The following is a 24912-nucleotide window of genomic DNA, read 5'->3' as shown; positions in this document are numbered from 1 at the left end:
GCTAGGACTCCTTGTGAGAGTTCGCCGCGAGCGCGCGGACGGTACGGGAAGGGCTCGGTCGGCCCAGCTGGTCGGCCATCCACACGCTGGTGGCGGTGAGGGCGGCCAGATCGACCCCGGTCTCGATGCCGAGGCCGTCGAGCATCCACACGAGGTCCTCGGTGGCGAGGTTGCCGGTGGCGCTCTTGGCGTACGGGCAGCCGCCGAGGCCGCCGGCGGAGGCGTCGACGGTGGTGACGCCGTGCCGCAGCGCGGCGAGGGTGTTGGACAGGGCCTGGCCGTAGGTGTCGTGGAAGTGCACGGCGAGGCGGGAGGTGGGGACCCCGGCCTCGTTCAGCGCCGTCAGCAGGGCCTCGACGTGACCGGGGGTGGCGACGCCGATGGTGTCGCCGAGGCTCAGCTCGTCGCAGCCCATCTCGGCCAGGGCCTTGGTGACCCGGACGACCTGGTCGACCGGGACCGGGCCCTCCCACGGGTCGCCGAAGCACATCGAGAGATAGCCGCGCACCTTCAGGCCCTGCTCTATGGCGCGGGTGACGGTCGGCGCGAACATGGCGAGGGCCTCGTCGACCGTCCGGTTGAGATTGGCCTTGGCGAAGGACTCGGTGGCGGAGGCGAAGACGGCGATCTCGCGGGCGCCGAGGGAGAGGGCGCGGTCGAGGCCGCGCTCGTTGGGCACGAGGACGGGCAGCCGGGCCCGTACGCCCTGGAGGAGCGGGAACAGCTGCTCGGCGTCGGCGAGTTGGGGCACCCACTTGGGGTGGACGAAGCTCGTCGCCTCGACGGTCGTCAGACCCGCGTCGGCGAGCCGCCGGACGAACTCGGCCTTCACGGCGGTCGGGACGACCGTCTGCTCGTTCTGCAGCCCGTCGCGGGGCCCGACCTCGTGGATCCGGACGCGGGCGGGGAGCCCGGGGGCGGGCACCTTCATGGGCAGGCCCGTGGTCATGATTCCTCCCTGGGGGTCACCACGGCGAGGACCTGGTCCATGGCGACGGTGGTGCCGGGCGTGACGTCCAGCTCGGTGACGGTGCCGGCGTGCGGGGCGGAGATGACGTGCTCCATCTTCATCGCCTCGACGACGAGCAGGCTCTGACCGGCCTCCACCTCGTCCCCGACGGCCACCTTCACGACGGTGACGGTTCCCGGCATGGGCGCGGCGAGCGTGTCGGCGCCCCCGTGCCGGGCGCCGGACAGGGCGGCGGCGACGGGGTCGTGGTCCTGCACGTGCCAGGAGTCGCCGTCCCTGCCGAGCCAGATGCCCTCCGGGGAGGGGGCGAGCCGGAAGCGGTGCGTGAGCCCGTCGAGGTGGACGGTGACCGCGTCGGCCGTGACGCTCGCCCCGGCGGGCGCCTGGGCCGTGACGGGTTCGAACCCCGCCACGCGCAGCGGGAACTCCAGGGGGGCCGGGCGGCCGCCGAGGCGCCATCCGTTCGGTACGGAGAACGGGTCGGTCCAGCCGGCCGAGGGGGCCGGGGCCAGCCGGGCGAGCCGTACGGCGGCCGCCGCCGCGTAGACCTCGTCCGGTACGGACTTCGGGACCAGGCTGTCCGCCTCGCGCTCCACCAGACCCGTGTCCAGGTCGCCGCTCACCACCGACGGATGTGCGAGCAGCCGGCGCAGGAAGCCCGCGTTCGTCGGGACGCCCAGGGTGACCGTCTCCGCGAGCGCCGCGCGGAGCTTGCGCAGCGCCGTCGGGCGGTCCGCGGCGTGGACGATGACCTTCGAGAGCATCGGGTCGTACAGACTGCCGACCTCCGTGCCCTCGCTCAGGCCCGAGTCCGTCCGCACGCCGTCGCCCTGCGGCTCGCGCAGCGACAGGACCGTGCCGCCGGAGGGCAGGAAGCCGCGGGAGGGGTCCTCGGCGCAGATGCGGGCCTCGATCGCGTGACCGGTCAGCGTGATGTCCGACTGGGCGAAGGACAGCTCCTCGCCCGCCGCCACCCGCAGCTGCCACTCGACCAGGTCGATCCCGGTGATCAGCTCGGTCACCGGGTGCTCCACCTGGAGACGGGTGTTCATCTCCATGAAGTAGTACGAGGAGGGGTCCACGCCCGGGACGATGAACTCCACCGTGCCCGCGCCGACATAGCCGCAGGAGCGGGCCGCCTCCACCGCCGCCGCGCCCATCTCCGCGCGGATCTCGGGCGTCAGCAGGACGCTCGGCGCCTCCTCGATGATCTTCTGGTGGCGTCGCTGGAGCGAGCACTCGCGCTCGCCGAGGTGGACGACGTTCCCGTGGGCGTCCGCGAGCACCTGGATCTCGATGTGGCGGGGCCGGTCAATCCACCGCTCCACCAACAGCGTGTCGTCACCGAACGACGACCGCGCCTCGCGCCGCGCCGCCGCGATCTCCTCCGTCAGCGTCGACAGGTCGCGCACCAGGCGCATGCCCTTGCCGCCGCCGCCCGCCGAGGGCTTCAGCAGCACGGGCGCGCCCAGCTCCCGGGCGGCGGCCTCCAGTTCGGGATCGGCGGCGCCCGGCACGACCGGGACGCCCGCCGCCTTCACGGTCTCCTTCGCCCGGATCTTGTCGCCCATCAGCGAGATCGCCGTAGCCGGCGGCCCGATGAAGACGAGACCGGCCTCCGCGCACGCCTCGGCGAACGCGGCGTTCTCGGCGAGGAACCCGTATCCCGGGTGGACCGCCTGGGCCCCGGTGCGCCGTGCGGCCTCCAGGAGCGCCGGGATCGAGAGGTAGGACTCCGAGGCGGCCGGCGGACCGATCCGTACCGCCGTGTCGGCCTCCCGTACATGACGGGCCTCCGCGTCCGCGTCGCTGTACACGGCGACCGAGCGCACGCCCATCGCCCGCAGCGTACGGATGACGCGGACCGCGATCTCGCCGCGGTTGGCGACCAGAACTGTGTCGAACATGGTCATCTGTCACTCACATCCGGAAGACGCCGAAGGCGGGTTCGTTCAGAGGGGCGTTGGCGCAGGCGGTGAGCGCGAGGCCGACCACCTGCCGGGTCTCCATCGGGTCGATGACCCCGTCGTCCCACAGCCGCGCCGTCGCGTAGTAGGCGTTGCCCTGGGTCTCGTACTGCTCGCGGATCGGGGCCTTGAAGGCGTCCTCGTCCTCCGCGCTCCAGTCGTCGCCGAGCTGGTCGCGCTTGACCGTCGCGAGCACGGACGCGGCCTGCTCGCCGCCCATGACCGAGATCTTGGCGTTGGGCCACATCCACAGGAACCGGGGGGAGTAGGCCCGGCCGCACATCGAGTAGTTGCCCGCGCCGTACGAGCCGCCGACGACGACCGTCAGCTTCGGCACCCGTGTGCACGCCACCGCCGTCACCATCTTGGCGCCGTGCTTGGCGATGCCGCCCGCCTCGTAGTCCCGCCCCACCATGAAGCCGGAGATGTTCTGCAGGAACAGCAGCGGGATCCCGCGCTGGTCGCACAGCTCGATGAAGTGGGCGCCCTTCTGGGCGGACTCGGAGAACAGGATGCCGTTGTTGGCGACGACCCCGACCGGATGGCCGTGGATCCGGGCGAAACCGGTGACCAGCGTCTGCCCGTACTCCGCCTTGAACTCCTGGAAGCGCGAGCCGTCCACGATCCGCGCGATGATCTCGCGGGCGTCGTAGGGGGTACGGGAGTCCACCGGCACCGCGCCGTAGAGCCCCGCCGGGTCGACCTTCGGCTCCTCGACCGGCTCGACCGACCAGGGGAGCGGACCGCGCTCGGGGAGCGTGGCGACGATGTTGCGGACGATGCGGAGCGCGTGGGCGTCGTCCTCGGCGAGATGGTCGGTGACCCCGGACGTACGGGAGTGGACCTCGCCGCCGCCGAGCTCCTCGGCCGTCACCACCTCACCGGTCGCGGCCTTCACCAGCGGCGGCCCGCCCAGGAAGATCGTGCCCTGGTTCCGTACGATCACGGCCTCGTCGCTCATCGCCGGGACGTAGGCGCCGCCGGCCGTGCACGAGCCGAGGACCGCCGCGATCTGCGGGATGCCGGCGCCGGACATCCGGGCCTGGTTGTAGAAGATCCGGCCGAAGTGCTCCCGGTCGGGGAAGACCTCGTCCTGCAGCGGCAGGAAAGCGCCGCCCGAGTCCACGAGGTAGAGGCAGGGGAGACGATTCTCCAGCGCCACCTCCTGGGCCCGCAGGTGCTTCTTGACGGTCATGGGGTAATAGGTGCCGCCCTTGACCGTCGCGTCGTTGGCGACGATCACGACCTCACGGCCGGAGACCCGTCCGATGCCCGCGATGACCCCGGCGGCCGGTGCCTGGTCGCCGTACATGCCGTTCGCGGCGAGCGGGGCGAGCTCCAGGAAGGGTGAGCCGGGGTCCAGGAGCGTGTCCACCCGGTCCCGCGGCAGCAGTTTGTCGCGCGCGGTGTGCCGGGCGCGGGCCTTCTCCCCGCCGCCGAGCGCGGCCTCGGCGAGCTTGGCGCGCAGGGTCGCGGCCAGCTCGTGATGGGCTGCCTCGTTGGCCTGCCAGGCCGGCGAGGCGGGGTCCGCCGCGCTCGTCAGCACAGGTGCCTGCTGCATCGACTGAGCTCCCTTGCTCGGTTAATGAGCGTTAACGTATATCGCTCAGGTTAACGACCGCTAACCGCATTGTCTAGAATCGATCGCATGACCACCACCGCCAGGACCGACGCCCCGACGCGACGCGAGCAGATCCTCAAGGAGGCTGCCCGCCTCTTCGCCGAGCGCGGCTTCCACGGCGTGGGCGTCGACGAGATAGGAGCGGCGGTCGGCATCAGCGGGCCGGGTCTGTACCGACACTTCCCCGGCAAGGACGCGATGCTGGCGGAGCTCCTCGTCGGGATCAGCGAGCGGCTGCTGACCGGTGGCAAACGCTGCGCCATGGAGCGGGAAAAGGACTCGGCCCCGCCCGAGGCGCTGCTCGACGCGCTCATCGAGGGCCATATCGACTTCGCGCTCGACGACCGTCCGCTCATCACCCTCCACGACCGTGAGCTGGACCGCCTCCGGGAGAGCGACCGGAAGCTGGTGCGTCAGCTGCAGCGGCAGTACGTCGAGCTGTGGGTGGAGACCGTCCGCGAGACGTACCCCGCCCTCGTCGAGGCGGACGCGCGAGCCGCCGTGCACGCGGTATTCGGCCTGCTGAACTCGACCCCTCACCTCGCCCCCGCGGGGTCACTCCCGGGCCGCACCGCGACGGCCGAGCTCCTCCACCGCCTGGCGCGGGGCGCTTTCGCGGCGGCGGCCGACGGGGTGTGACGGGGGTCTGACGGGACGGTGCCGGAGCACATGCGTGTGTCCGGCCGGGGGCTCATCCTGGAGGCATGAGTGACGACGTACGGAGGCCGGTCGTCGTCCTGGGAGTCGTGCCTGGCGACCCACCGTTCCGTCCGGTCCAGGCCGGCGGGGAGACACTGGGCGTGGCCCACGACATGATGGACGTGATCAGGCTGGCGCGTCGGGTCGGCTGGAAGCACGTCGATCTCGATGACCCCGCGCAAGTGAGATGGGTCGGCGGCGGCAAGTACAAGTGGCGCTTGTGAGGGGCCTGTGGGCGGCGCCGCCGACCGTCCGGCGTTCGAGACGGACGGACCCCGGCGGCACATGACGGCACAATGGGGGCCATGCCGATACTCAGCCGCCCCGCCCTTGTCGAGCACCTCGTCCGGACCCGGATCGCGGGAGACGTCGCCACCCCGCGTGACAACAACCTCTCCCACTACCGCAAGCTCGCCAACGGCGACCGGCACTACTGGCTGGGCCTGGAGCTCGGAGACCGGTGGACCGACGAGCAGGACGTGCTCGCCGTGATGGCCGAGCGGTGCGGCGTGAACGACGATCCCGCCCACCGGGCCGGGCAGGACACCATCGACCCCGAGCTGACGGTCGACGGCCTCGACCGGATGGCCGCCCGCCTGCGCAAGGCGGCCGCGGGCAAGGAGCGGGTGCTGTTCGCGACCGGCCACCCGGGCGCGCTGATCGACGTCCACAGCCGGGTGGCGGCCGCGCTGCGGGCGGCTGGCTGCGAGATCGTACGGATCCCCGGCGGGCTCACGGCCGACGAGGGGTACGTCGTGCAGTTCGCCGACGTCGCCGTCTTCGAGCGGGGCGCGACCCTCTGGCACACGCACTCGCCGGAGCCCATGAACGCGGTCCTCGACGGCCTGGAGCTCATGGGCGAGCCGCGACCGGACCTCGTGGTCGCCGACCACGGCTGGGCCGGCCGGGCGGCCCAGCGCGGCGTCGACTCCATCGGCTACGCGGACTGCAACGACCCGGCCCTCTTCATCGGCGAGGCGGAGGGCACGATGCAGGTCACCGTCCCGCTGGACGACCACGTCATCGACCCGCGCTACTACGAGCCGCTGACGGCGTACGTCCTGGACGCGGCGGGCCTGACCGCCTGAGGCTTGGCGGCCGGGCGACGGGCGGCTCCGGGCCGGCCGGGCGGCAGGGTCGCGCCATGGGCGGACCGGGTATCCGTCCATGCGGTCGAGGCGTCGCTCGGGCGGGGGCTTTCCGCGTCTCCGGTGCGTCCTCAGTCCCGTCGCGGGACGCGGACGACACCCTCCTGGATGACGGAGATCGCCAGCTTCCCGTCCTGGGTGTAGATCCGCGCCTGGCCCAGGCCGCGGCCGCCCGAGGCGGACGGCGACTCCTGGTCGTACAGCAGCCATTCGTCGGCACGGAACGGCCGGTGGAACCACATCGCGTGGTCCAGGGACGCGCCGACCACGTCGCCGACCGCCCAGCCGCCCCGCCCGTGGGCGAGGAGCACCGAGTCGAGCAGCGTCATGTCGGAGACGTACGTCGCCAGGCAGACGTGGAGCAGCGGATCGTCGGCCAGCTTGCCGTTCGTACGGAACCACACCTGCGAGCGCGGCTCGCGCGGCTCCCCGACCGAGCCCCACGGCGGGGTGTCGGCGTACCGCAGGTCCACCGCGGCCCGCGCCTCGATCAGCCGCCGGGCCACGTCCTCCGGGAGGTGCCGGGGCAGCATCTCGGCGGCCGTCGGCAGGGTCTCCGGATCCGGCGCGGCCGGCATGTCGTCCTGGTGCTCCAGCCCCTCCTCGTACGTCTGGAAGGACGCGGAGAGGTGGAAGATCGGCTGCCCGTGCTGGACGGCGACGACCCGGCGGGTGGTGAAGGAGCGGCCGTCACGAATCCGGTCGACCTGGTACACGATCGGCGCGCCCGGGTCCCCCGCACGCAGGAAGTACGCGTGCAGGGAGTGCGCGAGCCGGTCACCGGGGACCGTCCGGCCCGCCGCCACCAGCGCCTGGGCGGCCACCTGGCCGCCGAAGACGCGGGGGACGAGGGCCGAACGGGACTGCCCCCGGAAGAAGTTCTGCTCGATCTGCTCCAGGTCGAGCAGATCGAGCAGGACATCCAGAGCGTTGTGCGCTTCGGGCACTTACAGACCCATCGACTTGGCGATGATCGACTTCATGATCTCGCTGGTGCCGCCGTAGATGCGGTTGACGCGGTTGTCGGCGTACAGGCGGGCGATCGGGTACTCGTTCATGTAGCCGTAGCCGCCGTGCAGCTGGAGGCAGCGGTCGATCACGCGGTGCGCGACCTCGGTGCAGAACAGCTTGGCGGAGGCGGCCTCGGCGGGCGTGAGCTCACCGGCGTCCAGGGCCTCCAGGGCGCGGTCGGCGACGGCCTCGGCGGCGTCCACCTCGGCCTGGCAGGCGGCCAGCTCGAACTTGGTGTTCTGGAAGTGCGCGACCGGCTTGCCGAAGACGGTGCGCTCCTGCACGTACTGCTGCGCGAACCGGACGGCGGCCTTGGCCTGCGCGTACGCGCCGAAGGCGATGCCCCAGCGCTCGGAGGCGAGGTTGTGGCCGAGGTAGTAGAAGCCCTTGTTCTCCTCGCCGAGCAGGTCCTCGACGGGCACCTTCACGTCGACGAACGCCAGCTCGGCGGTGTCGGAGGTGCGCAGGCCGAGCTTGTCCAGCTTGCGGCCGATGGAGTAGCCCTCGGACGTGGTGTCCACGGCGAAGAGGGAGATGCCGTGGCGGCGGTCCTCGGCCGTCGGGGCGGACGTGCGGGCGCAGACGATCACGCGGTCGGCGTGCACACCGCCGGTGATGAAGGTCTTGGCGCCGTTGAGGACGTAGTGGGTGCCGTCCTCGGAGAGCTTGGCGGTGGTCTTCATGCCCGCGACGTCGGAGCCGGTGCCCGGCTCGGTCATCGCGAGGGCCCACATCTCCTCGCCGGAGACGAACTTCGGGAGGTAACGCTTCTTCTGCTCGTCGGTGGCGAGCATCTTGAGGTACGGCAGGGCGAGCAGCACGTGCACACCGGAGCCGCCGAACTGGACGCCCGCGCGGGCGGTCTCCTCGTAGAGGACGGCCTCGAACTTGTGCGTGTCCAGGCCCGCGCCGCCGAACTCCTCGGGGACGTTGATGCCGAAGATGCCCAGCTCGCCGAGCTTGTAGTAGAACTCGCGCGGCGCCTGGCCCGCGGCGAACCACTCGTCGTACACGGGGACGACCTCGGCCTCGATGAAGGCGCGGATGGTCTCCCGGAACGCCTCGTGGTCCTCGTTGAATACGGTACGGCGCACGAGCCGCCTCCTCCGGAGTCCTGGGCGCCTGGCCCACTATGCCTAAGCGCTTGCTCAGTCAAGTTACCCACCGGTTCACGCCGCTGTCCAGATCCGGGGCGCCCAGGGTTGCCCAGATCACGTCCGCTCACGCCTTGGGCACCTCGCCGGGGACCCAGCTGAGGCCGACGGAGTCGTACTCCCACGCCGGGCGGCCCCGCAGACCGCTCGTCCGAAAGGGTGCGCCGTCCTCGTCCCCGATCCGGACCGTGCCCCGGCGCCCCTCCGAGCTCCACTCCAGCTCCAGGTACCAGCGGCAGTCGCACCCCGCCGCCCCCGCCGAGACCAGCAGCTCCGCCGGCTCGGCGGCGCTGACCGCGTACGGGAAGGAGACCGCCGGGAGCGTCCGGCCCTCCTCCCCGGAGGCGTCGTACCCGTCCAGCGCCCGCGCCACCGGCCGCTGCCGGTCCAGGTCCACCTCGAAACGGCGCGGCGTCACCGCCCCGCCGCACCCGCCGCCCATCCGGTACGCCGCCCACGGCAGCGGCGCGCCCCGCTCCACCACCCGCACGTGCAGCGCCTGGAGCACCACCGCCGCCGCGCCCTTCCCCTGCACCGACACCCGCACCAGCGTCTCGCCGCCGTCCACGGCCCCCTGCGCCGCCGCCCAGCTCCGCACGTCGGCCGACCCCGGCGGGGGAGGGGGCGTCCGCTCCACGAGGTAGGTGTGCCCGCACCCGTCCTCATAGATGTGCGAGGCGACCGTCCACGTCAGCGGCGCCGGTGGTTCGGCGGCCCGCTCCCGGGTCTTCCCGGGCAGGAGTACGGCTCCGAGCGTCACCGTCCCCACGACCGCCAGCGCCCCGACGACCAAGCCCACCCACCCCCACCGGCGCCTCCGCCGCTCGGACGGGAGGCCCGGCACGCGGGCGTGCACGGGTTCCAGCTCGGGATCGGGCTCGGACGCAGGCTCCGGGGTCGGTTCGGGCTCCGGAGCCGGCTTCGGTTCCGGGCCGGGCTCGGGCTCGGTGTCGGGCCCCGGCACCGGAGGGCGACGGGTGCGGTCCGCACGGCTCCAGGCAAGCTCCAGGGCCCGCCGCTCCTCCTCTTCCGCCCCGCACAGCAGGGCGAGGTGGTCGACCACGGCGAACTCCTCCGGGACGGTCGCGCCGGAGCAGTAGCGGTGGAGGGTGGACGCGCTGACGCTCAGGCGCCGGCCCAGCGCCTCGTAACTGCGCCCGTCCCGCGTCTTCAGCGCGTGCACGAGCCGCGCGAACTCCTCGACGGCGGCGTCCTTCGGCATTCCATCCCCCTTGACCCTGCGTCCCACTCTTCACGTCTTTGCACGTCAGCGGGGGTGGAATGGTTCCGGGACGGATGGTGGGCGCGTGATCGTTGCAGGCGGCGGGCGCCGGCCCCACGCTGGTTGAGCACTGACCGAATGAACGACCCGACGGGGGATCCACCACCATGAACAAGCTCCGTACCGCACTCGCCACCGCCGCCGCTGCCGCCCTGGGCCTCGCGGCCCTCGCCACGGCCCCGGCGCAGGCCGCTGCCCAGCCCGCCTTCCTCGCCGCCTCCCAGATGCCGCCGTCGTCGACGCCGTGGACCGCCACCCAGGTCTTCACCGGCGTCCCGGAGAACGGCGGCGCCCTCTGCGCCCCGTACAAGATCCCGGCGCAGAACACCCGCTACCGCGAGTTCACCACCGAGCTGGACACCAACGGCGTCCAGATCACCACCGTCGCCCGCACCGAGGCCGACGCCGCCAAGTTGGTCGACACCCTCCGCAAGGCCCTCGCCGGCTGCGGCCCCCTGCTGGAGCGGCAGAACCCGGGCCTCCAGGCCGTCAGTGCCTCCCACGGCAAGCTCACCGTCGAGGAGGGCGCCTGGGTCTACAGCCTGGACACCGCCGACCCGCAGATCGGGATCTCCGACATCCACCTCTTCTCCGTCGGCCGCGACGGCCGCACCGTCACCCTCGTCCGCTGGGGTCAGATGGGCGACCTGAAGGACGCGCCCCTGGGGGACTTCAGGAACACCACCCGTACCGCCGTGAACAAGCTCTGGCAGTGAGGCCTCAGCAGGTGAGCCCCTGAGAGCGAAGCCAGTCGCACTGCGTCTCGCCCGACGTCCTGCCCCCGTCGTACGCCCGGGGGTCCCGGTAGCCGGGCCCGACGGGCTCGTGGTCCTCGAACACGCCGTCTCCGTCCAGATCCCCGCCGTCGGGGTCGATCCTGCCGCCCGGGTTCCGACAGTTCGCCCGGTCGGCGGGGTCGGTGGTGCAGAGACCCTTCTCCGCAGGTTCCTCAGCCTTCGCCGTCTTCTGTGCGGCCGCGTGCTGGGCGGTGGCTTGGCGCTGCAGGCTCTCACCCACGGCACGGGTCTCGGCGACGAGCGAGACGTGAGCGCTCTGGTGGTTCTGCCGCGCGGGCTCCGGGGTGCCCGATCCGCAGGCTGTCAGGGGTACGGAAAGGAGGCAAGCGGCGGCCGCGACGATGCCCATGGCGGACCGCGCCGACTTGCGAGTGTCTCCGTTGATGCTCATGAGTGGCCCCACCGGCGGTTCAGGCTTGGCTCAAACGCTACGGGTGGGCATCGCGCCGGTCAAAGGGGGTGGGTGTCCTACTGCCCGGCCTTGAGATCAGCGACGAACGCGGCCCAACCAGCGGCGGTGAAGACGAGGGCGGGGCCGTGGGGGTTCTTGGAGTCGCGGACCGGGACGCCCGAGCGGTAGCCGTCCAGGACCTCGACACAGCTGCCGCCATCCCCGCTGCTGTAGGACGACTTGCGCCAGCCGCTCAGCGCGGCCGCGTTCGGGATCGTGCGGTCAGTCATGGCGCTCGTATTCCTTTGCCGTCGCCCTCAGTAGGGCCAGCGATTCCTTGCGGGGGAGGGCGTCGCCCAAGGCGAGAGTGTAAGTCCGCTGCAATGTCTCGACCAGGGCGGGCGAGTCGTGCAACTTGCCCATGAGCACCCCCTCGCCGTAGGCGACCGGAGGCTGGTCGTCGAACATCATCAGCGACAACATCCCCTGAAGCAGAGGGTGATAGCCAGCCCCGAAGGGCAGTACGTGCACGCGAATCCGCTCACACTCCACCATGCCGACGATGTGGGTCAGTTGCTCCGCCATGATCTCCGGGCTCCCGACGTGGCGGCGCAGTACCGCCTCGTCCATGAGCGCGCAGAACAGCGGAGTGACGGGGTCTGAGAGGATCTTTCCCCGCTCCAGTCGTGTGACAAGGAGCCTGTCGCATTCCTCTTCGCTCCTGGGAGTGACACTCGGCCGCAGAACCGCACGGGCGTACCCCTCCGTCTGGAGGACGCCCGGCACGAGGGACAGCGCGCACTCCTGGACCACCGTCGCCTGTCGTTCGAGTTCAAGCGCCGCCCCGAAGTAGTCCGGGACTGCCATCTCCTGCTTCGGAAGGAAACTCTGCAGCACGTCCCCCGTACCCAGCGCCCTGTCCAGTCGGCGCGCGTCCTCCTGTGAGGGGATCCGGCGGCCCGCCTCGATGTGGGCGATGTGTGAGCGGGTCATGATCGCGCTGTCCGCCACCTCCTGTTGGGTGAGGCCGGCGGCTTCGCGTTGGGCCTTCAGCCACTGGCCGTAGACGTTGGTCATGGTCAACTCCCTTGCGGCGAAAGCTCCGTCATGCCAGACCCGCTGGCCAGGTTAGCCCCGCTGGTCTCCCTCTGTGAGGGAATCGCTACAGAGCGCCAAGGGCGAACCACAGCTCCATCCGTACGTCCGCGTCGTCCAGGTCCCTGTCCAGGAGGGTGGCGCAGCGGGCGATGCGCTGGCGGACGGTGTTGCGGTGGATGTCCAGGGCGACGGCCGTGCGGTCCCAGTTGCCGTGGAGGGAGAGCCAGGCGCGCAGGGTCTCGGTCAGCGGCTCGGAGAGGGGCGCGAGGAGGGTTCGGGCGTACGCGGCCGATTCCGCCGGGTCCATCAGGCCGCCGAAGCCGGAGGGCCGGTGGCGGGCCAGGGGGGTCCGGGCCGCCTCGGCCCGCCGCAGCGCCCGGGCGGCCTGGGCGTCGGCGGCGGCGAGGTCGCGGGCCTCCACCGGGGCGCTGGCCCCGAGGACCCAGCCCGGCTGCGGCTCGACCTCCCGCCCGGCGGGCAGCAGGAGCCGTACCGCTCCCTCGGCCGGCGCGTCGACCAGGGGCGTACCCAGGGCCGCCGCCAGGGTCGCCGCCGACAAGGCGGTTCCGTCGCCGCCGCGCGCGTGGATCACGGTCCAGGGCCCGGTGCCCAGGGCCTGCGCCGTCTCCGCCGGGGACGCGCCGAGCAGCAGCCGGACCAGGGCCGCGTCCCGGGCCGAGACGTCGGCGCCCCGGTGTGGAGCCGTCAGCAGTGACAGCAGGACCACCGCCACCCCGGCGATCGTGTGGTCGGCCGCCTCCCGGCGCTCGGCCGCGAGGCCCAGGGCCAGCCCCTCGCCGCCACCCAGCGCGTACACCGCGAGCCGCAGCCCGCCCCCCTCGCCGCTCGCGGAGGCCGGTCCGCCCGGGCGCGGGCCCACCACCGCCACCAGCTCCCGCAGCGCGTCGCTCGCCTCCGGCGGGACCGCGCGGCCCGCCGCCGCGTACTCCGTGCCGTCCGCCGCGAAGAGCGCCGCCCGCCCGCCGAGCCGGGACGCCAGCGCGCCGAGCACCGCCGGGACGGGCGCGGGCCGGGCCGCCGCCGTCGCCAGCGACTGCTGCGCCTCGGTCACCCGGCGCAGCTCCTGGTGGCGGGCCTCCGCCATCAGCCGCCAGACCGCCCGGGCCACCGCCGTGAACGGCGTGTGCGGGGGCACTTCGAGCAGCGGCAGCCCATGGCGCTCGCACGCCTCGACGAGCGCCGCTGGGACCGTGTCGTACACCGGTGTGACGCCGAAACCGAGCGCCGCCGCCCCCGCCTCCACCACCCGCTCGACATACCGCGCCGGGTCGGTGAGCTGCACGCCCGCCGTCATCAGCAGCTCGCCCCCGAGGAGATACGGATAGGGGTCGGCCATCTCCGAGGTGTGCACCCAGTGGACGGAGGCGTCCTCGGGCCCGGCGAGCAGGCGCAGGCCGAGATCCCGGCGGCCGAGCAGTGCCGCCAGCGAGACCGGTGGGGCCGGGGGGGTGGAGGCGGGCTCCTGGGGCGCGGGCATCGCCATGGATCCTTCGTACATCCGGAGCGGAAACGATGGATGAAACGTACACTTCTGCGTCGCTTTCCGGCCACCTACTGTCGTGGCATCCAGCGGCCGCGGGTACGGGCGGATGTCCCCGCGATCAGTCACTGGAGTCACTCCACCCGCACGACACGCCACCGAAGTGACCGAGGGAGGGCCCATGGCCGTCGACTACGCAGTGATCGCCCTGTATCTGGCCGGCATGCTCGCGATGGGCTGGTGGGGCATGCGCCGCGCCAAGTCCAAGAGCGAGTTCCTGGTCGCGGGCCGCCGGCTCGGGCCCTGGATGTACTCCGGGACCATGGCAGCCATCGTCCTCGGCGGCGCCTCCACCATCGGCGGCGTCGGCCTCGGCTACAAGTACGGCCTCTCCGGCGCCTGGATGGTCTTCACGATCGGCCTCGGCCTGCTGGCCCTCTCCGTCTTCTTCTCCGCCCGGATCGCCCGCCTGAAGGTCTACACCGTCTCCGAGATGCTCGACCTGCGCTACGGCGGCCGGGCCGGCGTCATCTCCGGTGTGGTCATGTGGGCGTACACGCTGATGCTCGCGGTCACCTCGACCATCGCGTACGCCACCATCTTCGACGTCCTCTTCGACCTGCCCCGCACGGTCGCGATCGTCCTCGGCGGCGCCATCGTCGTCGCGTACTCCACGCTCGGCGGCATGTGGTCCATCACCCTCACCGACATGGTGCAGTTCGTGGTCAAGACCATCGGCGTGCTCCTCCTGCTGCTGCCCATCGCGGTCATCAAGGCCGGCGGATTCGCCGAGATGAAGGCGCAGCTGCCCACCGAGTACTTCGCACCGCTCGGCATCGGCGGCGAGACGATCTTCACCTACGTGCTGATCTACACCTTCGGCATGCTCATCGGTCAGGACATCTGGCAGCGGGTCTTCACCGCCCGGACCGACAAGGTCGCCAAGTGGGGCGGCACCGCCGCCGGTACGTACTGCCTGGTGTACGCGCTCGCCGGCGCCGTCATCGGCACGGCCGCCAAGGTGCTGTACCCGAAGCTGCCCAGCGCCGACGACGCCTTCGCGACGATCGTGAAGGACGAACTGCCCATGGGAGTGCGCGGACTCGTGCTCGCGGCGGCGCTCGCCGCCGTCATGTCCACCTCCTCCGGCGCGCTCATCGCCTGCGCCACCGTCGCCAACAACGACATCTGGTCGCGTCTGCGCGGCGTGGTGGTGTCCTCGAAGGAGGACGAGCACGACGAGGTGAAGGGCAACCGCCTCTTCATCCTGATCATGGGCATCGCCGTCATCTGCATCGCCATCGCCCTCAACGACGTCGTCCAGGCCCTGACCGTCGCCTACAACCTGCTGGTCGGCGGACTGCTCGTGCCGATCCTCGGCGGGCTGCTGTGGCGCCGCGGCACGGTGCAGGGCGCGCTGGCGGCCGTGACGGTCGGCGGCCTGTCCGTCATCGGCTTGATGGGGGCTTACGGAATCTTGGCAAATGAGCCTGTTTACTATGGTTTGTTGGCATCACTTGCCGCCTATGTGATCGTTTCCCTGGTGACCCGCCCGACGGACGCCGCCGTGCTGGCGAACTGGCGGGCCCGGCTGGCGGGTCAGGACCCCGAAGCCGCCGAGGGAGCCCGAGCCGCCGAAGGCGGCGAGGCCGACGAGACGCCGGAGACCGTGCCGGCCGCCCCGACCGGCTGACGCACCGCAGACTTCCGGTCGGGGGCCCCGAGACCCGAGGCCCCCGACCGGACCCCACCGACACACCCCAGGAGGACCCGACCATGAGCAGCAGCGACCAGAGCGCTTTCCGAGGCCCGATCGACTCGTCCCGCATCCCGCGGTACGCCGGTCCCGCGACGTTCGCCCGGCTGCCGCGGCTCGACGAGGTCGGCACCGCCGACATCGCCGTGGTCGGCATCCCCTTCGACAGCGGCGTGTCCTACCGGCCCGGCGCCCGCTTCGGCGGCAACGCGATCCGCGAGGCGTCCCGCCTGCTCCGCCCGTACAACCCGGCGCAGGACGCCTCGCCGTTCGCCCTCGCGCAGGTCGCCGACGCCGGTGACATCGCCGCCAACCCGTTCAACATCAACGAGGCCGTCGAGACCATCGAGGCGGCCGCCGACGACCTCCTCGCCACCGGCGCCCGCATGATGACTCTCGGCGGCGACCACACCGTCGCCCTGCCGCTGCTGCGCTCCGTCGCCAAGAAGCACGGCCCGGTCGCCCTGCTCCACTTCGACGCGCACCTCGACACCTGGGACACGTACTTCGGTGCCGAGTACACCCACGGCACGCCGTTCCGCCGGGCCGTCGAGGAGGGCATCCTCGACACCTCCGCCCTCTCGCACGTCGGTACGCGCGGCCCGCTGTACGGCAAGCAGGACCTCACCGACGACGAGAAGATGGGCTTCGGCATCGTCACGTCGGCGGACATCTACCGCCGCGGCGCCGACGAGGTGGCCGACCAGCTGCGCCAGCGCATCGGCGACCGCCCGCTGTACATCTCCATCGACATCGACTGCCTCGACCCGGCCCACGCGCCCGGCACCGGCACCCCCGAGGCGGGCGGCATGACCTCCCGCGAGCTCCTGGAGATCCTGCGCGGCCTGTCCTCCTGCAACCTGGTCGGCGCCGACGTCGTCGAGGTCGCCCCCGCGTACGACCACGCCGAGATCACGGCCGTGGCCGCCTCGCACACGGCGTACGAGCTGACGACGATCATGTCCCGCCAGATCGCGGAGGGCCGCGCGGCGACCGCGGACCAGCCCGCGAAGTAGGCCGCGCCCGGCCCGGTGGCCGGCGCTCAGCGCCGGTCACCGGGCCGTGAGGCTCGGGCCGTGAGGCTCGGGCCGTGAGACTCGGGCCGTGAGACCTGGGCCACGGCCCATGGCCACGGCCCCTGGCCGGGGAACCGACCACGTCGGCCCCCCCCGCACCGCACGCCCCCGCCGGGGCGGTCGAGAATCGACCGCGACCCGCCGTACCGCCGCCCCTCGCGGCCGGCGGACGGTACGCGACGGAAGGGACACCCCATGACCCACGACCACGACCTGGTACTGCGGCCCACCGCCGCCCAGACCGAGGCCGCGCTCAACCCGCCCGCCGGGCGCAACGGCGGCGACCTCGTCGTCGAGACCCTCTCCGGCCTCGGTGCGACCACCGTCTTCGGGCTGCCCGGCCAGCACGCCCTGGGCATGTTCGACGCGCTGCGCCGCTCCTCGCTCACGTACGTCGGGCTGCGAGTCGAGAACAACGCCGGCTTCGCGGCCGACGCCTACGGCCGGATGACCGGCGAGGCGGCCCCGCTGCTGCTCTCCACCGGCCCCGGCGCGCTGATGTCGCTCGCCGCGCTCCAGGAGGCGGCCGCCGCCTCCGCCCCCGTCCTCGCGATCGGCAGCCAGGTCCCGGTGGCCGGGCTCGGCGGCGGGCGGCACGGCTATCTCCACGAGCTGCGCGACCAGCAGGCGTCCTTCCGGGACATCGTGAAGTCCGTCCACACCGTCCGCACCCAGTCCCAGATCCCGTCCGCGATCGCGGCCGCCTGGGAGTCCGCGCTGACCGCCCCGCACGGGCCGGTCTGGGTGGAGATCCCGCAGGACGTGCTGCTCGCCGAGACGACGCTTCCCGTCGTCACGGCGATGGACGCCACCCCGGAGGAGGTTGTGCCGCGCCCCGAGCTGACCGCCGTGGCCGCGCATCTCCTCGCGAACGCCGAGCGGCCCGCGATCATCGCGGGCGGCGGCGTCGTCCGCTCCGACGCGTCCGGCAAGCTGCGGGCGCTCGCCGAGCGGATCCAGGCCCCGGTCGTGACGACCTTCGGCGGCAAGGGCGCCTTCCCGTGGGAGCACCCGCTGTCGCTCCAGTCCTGGCTGGAGGACCGGCACACCACCGACTTCCTGGAGGACGCGGACGTCCTCCTCGTCGTCGGCTCCGGCCTCGGCGAGCTGTCCTCGAACTACCACACCTTCGCCCCGCGCGGCCGGGTGATCCAGATCGAGGCCGACGCCGGCAAGCTGGAGTCCAACCACCCCGCCCTCGGCATCCACGCGGACGCGCGTCTCGCCCTCCAGGCCCTCCTGGAGACGACGGAGGTACGGCACGACCCGACCGCCCCCGAGCGGGTGCGGGCCGTCCTGACCAAGGTGCGGGACCGGATCGCGGCCCAGGACCTCGGCCTGGAGCAGCGGATCGTGGCATCGGTCCGCGAGGCCCTCCCGGACACGTCCCCCAGCTTCTGGGACATGACGATCCTCGCCTACTGGGCCTGGTCGGCCTTCGACGCGCGCCACCCCAACACCATGCACTCGGCCCAGGGCGCGGGCGGCCTCGGCTACGGCTTCCCCGCGGCTCTCGGCGCGGCCGCGGCCGACCCGACCCGCCCGGTCCTCGCGGTCTCCGGCGACGGCGGCGCGATGTACTCGATCGCCGAGCTGGCGACGGCGAAGCAGTACGGCTCCGACGTCACCTGGCTGATCGTCGACGACGGCGGCTACGGCATCCTGCGCGAGTACATGACCGACGCCTTCGGCGAGGCCACCGCCACCGAACTCGCCCGCCCCGACTTCGTCGCCCTGGCCGAGTCCTTCGGCGTCCCGGCCGTCCGCACGACCCCGGAGTCCCTGACGGCCGACCTCGCCAAGGCCCTGTCCACCCCGGGCCCCTCGGTGGTGGTCCTCCCCGCCCTCCTCCGGATGTTCGAACCGACGCACCTGTAAGGGGTACCCCTCCTGCGGCTCCCCTACGGTCTCCGGTCCTAGGACCGGAGACCGTACTTCGCCGTGGCGGGATGAAATCCCCCGCCACCCGCGTTGGGCCTTCCGGTAGAGCAGGACGAACGGGAGGCACCACGTGGCGGCGGCGGATCCGAAGCGAGAGGGCTGGGCGCGCAGGCTGGCCGGTTACGCGTGGCGGTACAAGAAGAACGTCGTCCTCGCGCTCGGGTCCTCGCTCGCCGGCATGGCCGTGCTCGCGCTCGTCCCGCTCATCACCAAGGTGATCATCGACGACGTCATCGGAGCGGGCACGCGATCCCTCGCCGTCTGGACCGGCCTCCTCATCGCCGCCGCGGCCGTCGTCTACGTCCTCACCTACATCCGCCGCTACTACGGCGGACGGCTCGCCCTCGACGTCCAGCACGACCTCCGTACCGAGATGTACGGCACCATCACCCGGCTCGACGGACGGCGGCAGGACGAGCTGTCCACCGGTCAGGTCGTCGGACGGGCGACGAGCGACCTCCAGCTCATCCAAGGGCTCCTCTTCATGCTCCCTATGACGATAGGGAACGTCCTGCTCTTCCTGATCTCGCTGGTCGTCATGGCCTGGCTGTCGATCCCCCTCACCCTCGTCGCCCTCGCCGTCGCCCCCGCCCTCTGGTACATCGCCAAGCGCAGCCGGACCCGTCTCCACCCCGCCACCTGGTACGCCCAGTCCCAGGCAGCCACCGTCGCCGGTGTCGTCGACGGGGCCGTGACCGGCGTCCGGGTCGTCAAGGGCTTCGGCCAGGAGGACCAGGAGACCGGCAAGATCCGTGACGCCAGCCGCCGGCTCTTCGCCGGGCGGATGCGCACGATCCGGCTGAACTCGCGGTACACCCCCGCGCTCCAGGCCGTCCCCGCCCTCGGCCAGGTCGCCGTCCTCGCGCTCGGCGGCTGGCTCGCCACCCGGGGCGAGATCACCCTCGGCACCTTCGTCGCCTTCTCCGCCTACCTCGCCTCGCTCGTCGGCCCCGTCCGCATGCTCGCCATGGTCCTCACCGTCGGCCAGCAGGCCCGCGCCGGCGTCGACCGCGTCCTGGAGCTGATCGACACCGAGCCGGTGATCAAGGACGGGACCAAGGAACTGCCCGCCGACGCCGACGCGACCGTCGAGTTCGACGACGTCGGCTTCGCGTACGAGGACGGCCGCCCCGTCCTCGACGGCTTCTCCCTGGAGATCCGCTCCGGCGAGACCGTCGCCGTCGTCGGCGCCTCCGGCAGCGGCAAGTCCACCGTCTCGCTCCTCCTGCCCCGCTTCTACGACGTGAGCCACGGCGCCGTCCTCGTCGGCGGCCACGACGTCCGCGAGCTGACCCTGGACTCCCTGCGCGCCGCCATCGGGCTCGTCCCGGAGGACAGCTTCCTCTTCTCCGACACCGTCCGCGCCAACATCGCGTACGGCAACCCGGACGCCACCCAGGAGCAGATCGAGACCGCCGCCCGCGCCGCCCAGGCGGACCGTTTCATCGCCGAGCTGCCCGAGGGCTACGACACCAAGGTCGGCGAGCACGGGCTCACCCTCTCCGGCGGCCAGCGCCAGCGCATCGCGCTCGCCCGCGCGATCCTCACCGACCCCCGGCTGCTCCTCCTGGACGACGCCACCTCCGCCGTCGACGCGCGCGTGGAGCACGAGATCCACGAGGCCCTCGCCTCGGTGATGGCCGGCCGCACCACCCTCCTCATCGCCCACCGCCGCTCCACCCTCAACCTCGCCGACCGGATCGCCGTCCTCGACGACGGCCGGCTCTCCGACATCGGCACCCACGAGGAGCTGGAGGCCCGCTCCGCGCTCTACCGCGAGCTGCTCACCGACCCCGATGAACTCGGCGGCGTCTCACCCGGTCACACCACCCCGGTGGAGATCCCCGAGGACCACACCCTCCGTGCCGAACTCGACGCCGAATTCGACGCCGAGCGCGGCATCACCCCCGCCCTGTGGGTACGGGACGAGGCGGGCCCCGAGGAGACCCGGGCGCCCGGAGCCACCCCCGAACTGCTCGCCGCCGTCGAGGCGCTGCCGCCCGCCACCGACACCCCCGACGTCGACGAGGCCCAGGCAGTCACCCCGGAGGAGGCGTACGGACTGCGCCGCCTGCTGCACGGGTTCGGGGTCCCGCTGCTCATCAGCCTCGGCCTGGTCGCCGTCGACGCCGGGATGGGCCTGCTGCTGCCCGTCCTGATCCGCCACGGCATCGACGACGGCGTCAACCGGCTCGCCCTCGGCGCCGTCTGGGCCGCCTCCGGACTGGCCCTGCTGACCGTGCTCGTGCAGTGGGCCGCGCAGACCGCCGAGATCCGGATGACCGGCCGCACCGGCGAGCGGGTGCTCTACGCCCTCCGCCTGAAGCTCTTCGCCCAGCTCCAGCGGCTCGGCCTCGACTACTACGAGCGCGAGCTGACCGGCCGGATCATGACCCGGATGACGACGGACGTGGACGCGCTGTCCACCTTCCTCCAGACCGGTCTCGTCACGGCCTTCGTCTCCGTCGTGACCTTCTTCGGCATCATGGTCGCGCTGCTCTTCCTCGACCTCCAGCTCGCCCTGGTCGTCTTCGCGACGCTCCCGGTCCTCGCGGTCGCCACGTACTTCTTCCGCCGCTCCAGCGTGAAGGCGTACGAGCTGGCCCGTGACCGGATCAGCGTCGTCAACGCCGACCTCCAGGAATCCGTCTCCGGCCTGCGGATCGTCCAGGCGTTCCGGCGCGAGCGCTCGGGAGCGGCCCGGTTCGCCGAGCGCAGCGACGCCTACCGCGAGGCCCGCGTCCGCGGCCAGTGGCTGATCTCGATCTACTTCCCCTTCGTCACACTGCTCTCCTCCGTGGCCGCCGCGGCCGTCATGATCGTCGGCGCGAACCGCATCGAGGCCGGCACGCTGACCACCGGCGCGCTCGTCGCCTACCTCCTCTACATCGACCTCTTCTTCGCCCCCGTGCAGCAGCTGTCCCAGGTCTTCGACGGCTACCAGCAGGCCACCGTGTCGCTGAGGCGGATGCAGGAGCTCCTCCAGGAGCCGACGTCGACGGCCGCCGCCGACAAGCCCAGGGACGTGCCGTCGCTGCGCGGGGAGATCGCCTTCGAGGACGTCTCCTTCGCGTACGGCGACGAGGAAGCGGCCCTCACCGGCATCGACCTGCGGATCCCGGCCGGGCAGACCGTCGCCTTCGTCGGCGAGACGGGCGCGGGCAAGTCGACGCTGGTCAAGCTGGTCGCCCGGTTCTACGACCCGACGAGCGGCCGGGTCACGGTCGACGGCGTCGACCTGCGGGACCTGGATCTCACGGCGTACCGCCACCGGCTCGGGGTCGTCCCGCAGGAGGCGTACCTCTTCGCCGGGACGATCCGCGACGCCATCGCGTACGGCCGCCCCGACGCGACCGACGCCGAGGTCGAGGCGGCCGCCCGCGCGGTCGGCGCGCACGACATGATCGCGACCCTGGAGGGCGGCTACCTCCACGAGGTCGCCGAACGCGGCCGCAATCTCTCCGCGGGTCAGCGCCAGCTGATCGCGCTGGCCCGCGCGGAGCTCGTCGGCCCCGACATCCTGCTCCTGGACGAGGCGACGGCCGCTCTCGACCTGGCCACCGAGGCCCAGGTCAACCAGGCCACCGACCGCCTCGCGGGCCGCCGCACGGCCCGCCCGACGCCCGACGGGCACCCCTCGGCCAGGGCTGACGCGCGCACCACCCTGGTGGTCGCCCACCGGCTCACCACGGCCGCCCGCGCGGACCGTGTGATCGTCATGGACCGCGGCCGGGTCGCCGAGGACGGCACCCACGAGGAGCTGCTGGCCCGGGGCGGTCTGTACGCCGCGCTCTGGCGGACGTTCGTCGGCGAGGAGGAGCCGGAGCGGGTGTGAGTAGTCGGCACCCGTGGAGATGAGTACACCGGCGCGTTCACCGGGTGCTCCGGGCGGGGTTGAATCGCACGTATGAGCAACGACCAGCCCCGCCCGGAGCACCCGGCCGCCACCCCCGCCCCCGAGGCGCCCGCCTCCGACGCCCCGGAGGTCTCCGCCCCGGCCGTCCGCGCCCGCGCCGCGGCCGCCGTCGAGATCCGTCCGAACGAGGCCCGCCGCTTCCGCACCCGCGCCCTGTGGGCCGGGCTGCTGCTGATGCCCGCGACGGTCGTGGCCGGGGTCCTCGGCCTCATGTCGGAGAACGCCGGCCGCTGCGTCGGATACCGCGAGGGGTGCTCGGACACCCCGGGCTCGGTCTACCTCACCGCACTCGCCGTCGCCGCCGCGGCCTGGATCCACGCCCTGTGCACCCCGGACGGGGAGTCCCAGCCCGCTCCCTCCCGCAAGGCCGCGTTCTGGACCATGATCGGCGCCGAGTGCGTCTTCCTGCTGCTCGTCCTGACCTACTTCGGCTGAACGCAACCGCCGCCGCCTCCGCTGCGTCGTACGCATGTACGGCAAAGAGGCGGGAGGGGAGACGGATGTTCGGTGGGACCGCGGGGAGTACGCCCGGCCTGAGGCTGCTGGCGCACCTGATCACGCTGCTGCTCGCCGCCGGCGCCCTCACGCTGGCCGGCCCCGGCACGGCCGCCGCCGCCGCGGCCTCCCTCTGCGCCGGCCGCCCCACGAAGACGGTCCCCTTCGCCACCGGCGAGCTGCGCCTCTACAAGAGCCGCCAGTACGTGTGCGCCCTCACCGTCGCCAGGACCCCCGGGGCCCGCCGTCCGATGGCCGTCTCGCTCCAGCCCCGGGGCGGCCGCGCCGCCGTCGACAGCGGCCGCTTCACCCGCCAGGCCGGCCCCGTCACGGTCCACGCCCTCAACCGCTGCGTCCGCGCCTCCGGTTCCGTCGCCGGCCGCGGCGGATCCACCGGATGGATCCTGTGCTGATACAGAGGTAAGGGCCAACCAGGTCTGGCGGTACGCACGTTGCCCCCGCTAGGTTCGCGACACCGTTGTGAACCAAGGGGAGGGTGAATGCGCAAGTCGCTGAGATGGCTGCTGTCGCTCACGGTGCTCATAGGCACCGTCGGTGCGACCGGTGCGGCTACCGCCGCGGAGCCGGCCACCGGCACGTTCGGCGGAGCGTCCGCCGACCGTCCGTCCGCCACCGCGAACAGCACGGACATCAAGGACCGGATCCTGGCGATCCCCGGGATGAGCCTGATCGAGGAGAAGCCGTACGCCGGGTACCGCTTCTTCGTCCTGGAGTACACCCAGCCGGTCGACCACCGGCGCCCGTCGGCGGGCACCTTCAAGCAGCGGCTCTCCCTCCTCCACAAGGACACGAGCCGCCCCACCGTCTTCCACACCAGCGGATACGGCCTGAGCACCAACCCCAGCCGGCGCGAGCCCACCCGGATCATCGACGGCAACCAGGTCTCCATGGAGTACCGCTACTTCACGCCGTCCCGGCCGCAGCCCGCCGACTGGTCCAAGCTGGACATCTGGCAGGCCGCCAGCGACCAGCACCGCATCTTCACGGCCCTGAAGGGCGTCTACGGGAAGAAGTGGCTCTCCACCGGCGCCTCCAAGGGCGGTATGACGGCCACGTACTACGAGCGCTTCTACCCGCGGGACATGGACGGCGTCGTCGCCTACGTGGCCCCCAACGACGTCGTGAACAAGGAGGACTCGGCGTACGACCGGTTCTTCGAGACCGTGGGCACGAAGGAGTGCCGCGACCGGCTCAACGCCATGCAGCGCGAGGCGCTGATCCGCCGGGAGCCGCTGCAGAAGAAGTACCAGGAGTGGGCCGCCTCCGAGGGCGCCACCTTCCGGACCGTCGGTTCGCTGGACAAGGCGTACGAGGCCGTCGTCCTCGACTTCGTCTGGGGCTTCTGGCAGTACTACGGCGAGGACGTCTGCGGCTCCGTCCCGGACGCGCGCACCGCCAGTGACGACGAGGTCTACGAGACGATCGACGCCTACTCCGGCTGGTCCTTCTACACCGACCAGGGCCTGGCGCCGTACACCCCGTACTTCTACCAGGCGGCGACCGAACTCGGCTCGCCCAGCATCAGGCAGCCGCACCTGGAGGGCCTGTCCCGGTACGGCTACCAGCCCGCCCGGAACTTCGTCCCGCGCGAGATCCCGATGAAGTTCAAGCCGTGGGTGATGCGCGACGTGGACGACTGGGTCCGCAAGAACGCCCACCAGATGCTGTTCGTGAACGGCGGCAACGACCCCTGGAGCGCGGAACCGTTCCGCCTCGGCAAGGGCGCGCGTGACAGCTACGTCTACACCGCCCCGGGCGCCAACCACGGCGCCAATGTCGAGGCCCTCGTCGAGGACGAGCGCGCCAAGGCCACGGCGCGCATCCTCGCCTGGGCCGGCGTCGACGCGCAGACGGCCCAGGCGGCGCGGCCGCTGGCCCGCTTCGACGCCCGGCTCGACAAGCCGGCCGACGAGGAGCTGACCCGGGAGCACGGCCTGCGCCCGTGACACCGACGGTGGGCCGCGCCCGGGGGCTCTCCCCCCGGGCCATGCGAAAGACCCGCACGCCGTTCGACGTCGGGTCGGGGATTCAGGGGGTTACGCGGGCCGGAGGCTCACGGTGTACGTGG

At 72.3% G+C, this 24912-nt stretch carries 21 protein-coding genes; 11 read left to right on the top strand and 10 right to left on the bottom strand.

The genetic code is table 11. From position 1 onward, the window contains the following. Position 1: 1 nt before the first annotated feature. From ACWDX6_RS19565 to ACWDX6_RS19555, 3 genes are read right to left on the bottom strand one after another with little or no spacing between them, the layout of a single operon-like run. Entirely contained in the window at positions 2–949 is a 948-nt protein-coding gene (locus tag ACWDX6_RS19565; RefSeq protein WP_451486153.1) for a hydroxymethylglutaryl-CoA lyase, read from the bottom strand. Then, entirely contained in the window at positions 946–2883 is a 1938-nt protein-coding gene (locus tag ACWDX6_RS19560) for an ATP-binding protein (RefSeq protein ID WP_451486152.1), read from the bottom strand. Before ACWDX6_RS19560 ends, ACWDX6_RS19565 begins: the two co-directional genes overlap by 4 nt. 7 nt (positions 2884–2890) lie before the next feature. Beyond that, positions 2891–4498, bottom strand: coding sequence for a carboxyl transferase domain-containing protein (locus ACWDX6_RS19555; protein ID WP_451486151.1), 1608 nt, complete (start codon positions 4496–4498; stop codon positions 2891–2893). Between the two features lie 87 nt (positions 4499–4585). Between ACWDX6_RS19555 and ACWDX6_RS19550 the strand changes: the two genes are divergently transcribed. The 3 genes from ACWDX6_RS19550 to ACWDX6_RS19540 all read left to right on the top strand — a co-directional run bounded on the left by ACWDX6_RS19550 (position 4586) and on the right by ACWDX6_RS19540 (position 6345). Continuing rightward, the gene (locus tag ACWDX6_RS19550) at positions 4586–5197 is read left to right on the top strand and encodes an SACE_7040 family transcriptional regulator (RefSeq protein WP_451486150.1); all 612 of its coding nucleotides are present in this window, start codon (positions 4586–4588) and stop codon (positions 5195–5197) included. 65 nt (positions 5198–5262) lie between these two features. After that, positions 5263–5481, top strand: coding sequence for a hypothetical protein (locus ACWDX6_RS19545; RefSeq protein ID WP_451486149.1), 219 nt, complete (start codon positions 5263–5265; stop codon positions 5479–5481). Between the two features lie 81 nt (positions 5482–5562). Further along, positions 5563–6345 carry a phosphatase gene (locus ACWDX6_RS19540; RefSeq protein WP_451486148.1) on the top strand — a complete coding sequence of 261 codons (783 nt, stop codon included), beginning with the start codon at positions 5563–5565 and terminating at the stop codon, positions 6343–6345. 131 nt (positions 6346–6476) lie between these two features. On the opposite strand, the gene tesB is transcribed toward ACWDX6_RS19540, so the two are convergent. The 3 genes from tesB to ACWDX6_RS19525 form a co-directional block, all read right to left on the bottom strand. Next, a complete protein-coding gene (gene tesB, locus ACWDX6_RS19535) occupies positions 6477–7352 on the bottom strand; it encodes an acyl-CoA thioesterase II (protein ID WP_451486147.1) in 876 nt (291 codons plus the stop codon). After that, entirely contained in the window at positions 7353–8510 is a 1158-nt protein-coding gene (locus tag ACWDX6_RS19530) for an acyl-CoA dehydrogenase family protein (RefSeq protein ID WP_403294507.1), read from the bottom strand. A gap of 127 nt (positions 8511–8637) precedes the next feature. After that, entirely contained in the window at positions 8638–9792 is a 1155-nt protein-coding gene (locus tag ACWDX6_RS19525; RefSeq protein WP_451486146.1) for a helix-turn-helix domain-containing protein, read from the bottom strand. Between the two features lie 167 nt (positions 9793–9959). Between ACWDX6_RS19525 and ACWDX6_RS19520 the strand changes: the two genes are divergently transcribed. Beyond that, positions 9960–10568 carry a hypothetical protein gene (locus tag ACWDX6_RS19520; protein WP_451486145.1) on the top strand — a complete coding sequence of 203 codons (609 nt, stop codon included), beginning with the start codon at positions 9960–9962 and terminating at the stop codon, positions 10566–10568. Positions 10569–10572: 4 nt separating this feature from the next. On the opposite strand, the gene ACWDX6_RS19515 is transcribed toward ACWDX6_RS19520, so the two are convergent. From ACWDX6_RS19515 to ACWDX6_RS19500, 4 genes are all read right to left on the bottom strand, one after another. Beyond that, positions 10573–11040: a hypothetical protein gene (locus tag ACWDX6_RS19515; RefSeq protein WP_451486144.1), complete on the bottom strand. Its 468-nt coding sequence runs from the start codon at positions 11038–11040 to the stop codon at positions 10573–10575. A gap of 77 nt (positions 11041–11117) precedes the next feature. Further along, on the bottom strand, positions 11118–11330 hold the full coding sequence (locus ACWDX6_RS19510) for a DUF397 domain-containing protein (protein ID WP_451486143.1): 213 nt from the start codon (positions 11328–11330) through the stop codon (positions 11118–11120). Then, positions 11323–12117, bottom strand: a complete 795-nt coding sequence (locus ACWDX6_RS19505; RefSeq protein WP_451486142.1) for a helix-turn-helix domain-containing protein — start codon at positions 12115–12117, stop codon at positions 11323–11325. Before ACWDX6_RS19505 ends, ACWDX6_RS19510 begins: the two co-directional genes overlap by 8 nt. Before the next feature lie 85 nt (positions 12118–12202). Next, complete coding sequence (locus tag ACWDX6_RS19500) at positions 12203–13657, bottom strand: PucR family transcriptional regulator ligand-binding domain-containing protein (protein ID WP_451486141.1); 1455 nt, start codon at positions 13655–13657, stop codon at positions 12203–12205. A 163-nt stretch (positions 13658–13820) separates the two neighbouring features. Between ACWDX6_RS19500 and ACWDX6_RS19495 the strand changes: the two genes are divergently transcribed. From ACWDX6_RS19495 to ACWDX6_RS19465, 7 genes are all read left to right on the top strand, one after another. Next, a complete protein-coding gene (locus tag ACWDX6_RS19495) occupies positions 13821–15332 on the top strand; it encodes a sodium:solute symporter (protein ID WP_451486140.1) in 1512 nt (503 codons plus the stop codon). Positions 15333–15415: 83 nt separating this feature from the next. Further along, positions 15416–16411: an agmatinase gene (speB, locus tag ACWDX6_RS19490; RefSeq protein ID WP_451486139.1), complete on the top strand. Its 996-nt coding sequence runs from the start codon at positions 15416–15418 to the stop codon at positions 16409–16411. Between the two features lie 255 nt (positions 16412–16666). After that, positions 16667–18349: a thiamine pyrophosphate-binding protein gene (locus ACWDX6_RS19485; RefSeq protein ID WP_451486138.1), complete on the top strand. Its 1683-nt coding sequence runs from the start codon at positions 16667–16669 to the stop codon at positions 18347–18349. A gap of 133 nt (positions 18350–18482) precedes the next feature. Next, the gene (locus ACWDX6_RS19480) at positions 18483–22247 is read left to right on the top strand and encodes an ABC transporter ATP-binding protein (protein WP_451486137.1); all 3765 of its coding nucleotides are present in this window, start codon (positions 18483–18485) and stop codon (positions 22245–22247) included. Positions 22248–22319: 72 nt separating this feature from the next. Further along, positions 22320–22763, top strand: a complete 444-nt coding sequence (locus tag ACWDX6_RS19475; RefSeq protein ID WP_451486136.1) for a hypothetical protein — start codon at positions 22320–22322, stop codon at positions 22761–22763. 65 nt (positions 22764–22828) lie between these two features. After that, positions 22829–23236: a hypothetical protein gene (locus ACWDX6_RS19470; protein WP_451486135.1), complete on the top strand. Its 408-nt coding sequence runs from the start codon at positions 22829–22831 to the stop codon at positions 23234–23236. Between the two features lie 87 nt (positions 23237–23323). Beyond that, positions 23324–24790 (top strand): aminopeptidase, encoded by a 1467-nt coding sequence (locus tag ACWDX6_RS19465; RefSeq protein ID WP_451486134.1) that lies wholly within the window; start codon positions 23324–23326, stop codon positions 24788–24790. Positions 24791–24912: the final 122 nt, after the last annotated feature.

The sequence above is a fragment of the Streptomyces sp. NPDC003027 genome, assembly GCF_053591435.1.
Note: the sequence above shows the minus strand (reverse complement) of the source record. Positions and strands in the feature narration are given on the sequence as shown.

Coding starts and splice junctions, on each gene's coding strand:
- speB (WP_451486139.1), top strand. CDS start 15,416: ATGAGCAGCAGCGACCAGAGCGCTTTCCGAGGCCCGATCGACTCGTCC.
- ACWDX6_RS19500 (WP_451486141.1), bottom strand. CDS start 13,657: ATGTACGAAGGATCCATGGCGATGCCCGCGCCCCAGGAGCCCGCCTCC.
- ACWDX6_RS19520 (WP_451486145.1), top strand. CDS start 9,960: ATGAACAAGCTCCGTACCGCACTCGCCACCGCCGCCGCTGCCGCCCTG.
- ACWDX6_RS19560 (WP_451486152.1), bottom strand. CDS start 2,883: ATGACCATGTTCGACACAGTTCTGGTCGCCAACCGCGGCGAGATCGCG.
- ACWDX6_RS19505 (WP_451486142.1), bottom strand. CDS start 12,117: ATGACCAACGTCTACGGCCAGTGGCTGAAGGCCCAACGCGAAGCCGCC.
- ACWDX6_RS19470 (WP_451486135.1), top strand. CDS start 22,829: ATGTTCGGTGGGACCGCGGGGAGTACGCCCGGCCTGAGGCTGCTGGCG.
- ACWDX6_RS19545 (WP_451486149.1), top strand. CDS start 5,263: ATGAGTGACGACGTACGGAGGCCGGTCGTCGTCCTGGGAGTCGTGCCT.
- ACWDX6_RS19565 (WP_451486153.1), bottom strand. CDS start 949: ATGACCACGGGCCTGCCCATGAAGGTGCCCGCCCCCGGGCTCCCCGCC.
- ACWDX6_RS19485 (WP_451486138.1), top strand. CDS start 16,667: ATGACCCACGACCACGACCTGGTACTGCGGCCCACCGCCGCCCAGACC.
- ACWDX6_RS19465 (WP_451486134.1), top strand. CDS start 23,324: ATGCGCAAGTCGCTGAGATGGCTGCTGTCGCTCACGGTGCTCATAGGC.
- ACWDX6_RS19510 (WP_451486143.1), bottom strand. CDS start 11,330: ATGACTGACCGCACGATCCCGAACGCGGCCGCGCTGAGCGGCTGGCGC.
- ACWDX6_RS19540 (WP_451486148.1), top strand. CDS start 5,563: ATGCCGATACTCAGCCGCCCCGCCCTTGTCGAGCACCTCGTCCGGACC.
- ACWDX6_RS19525 (WP_451486146.1), bottom strand. CDS start 9,792: ATGCCGAAGGACGCCGCCGTCGAGGAGTTCGCGCGGCTCGTGCACGCG.
- ACWDX6_RS19475 (WP_451486136.1), top strand. CDS start 22,320: ATGAGCAACGACCAGCCCCGCCCGGAGCACCCGGCCGCCACCCCCGCC.
- ACWDX6_RS19550 (WP_451486150.1), top strand. CDS start 4,586: ATGACCACCACCGCCAGGACCGACGCCCCGACGCGACGCGAGCAGATC.
- ACWDX6_RS19495 (WP_451486140.1), top strand. CDS start 13,821: ATGGCCGTCGACTACGCAGTGATCGCCCTGTATCTGGCCGGCATGCTC.
- ACWDX6_RS19515 (WP_451486144.1), bottom strand. CDS start 11,040: ATGAGCATCAACGGAGACACTCGCAAGTCGGCGCGGTCCGCCATGGGC.
- ACWDX6_RS19555 (WP_451486151.1), bottom strand. CDS start 4,498: ATGCAGCAGGCACCTGTGCTGACGAGCGCGGCGGACCCCGCCTCGCCG.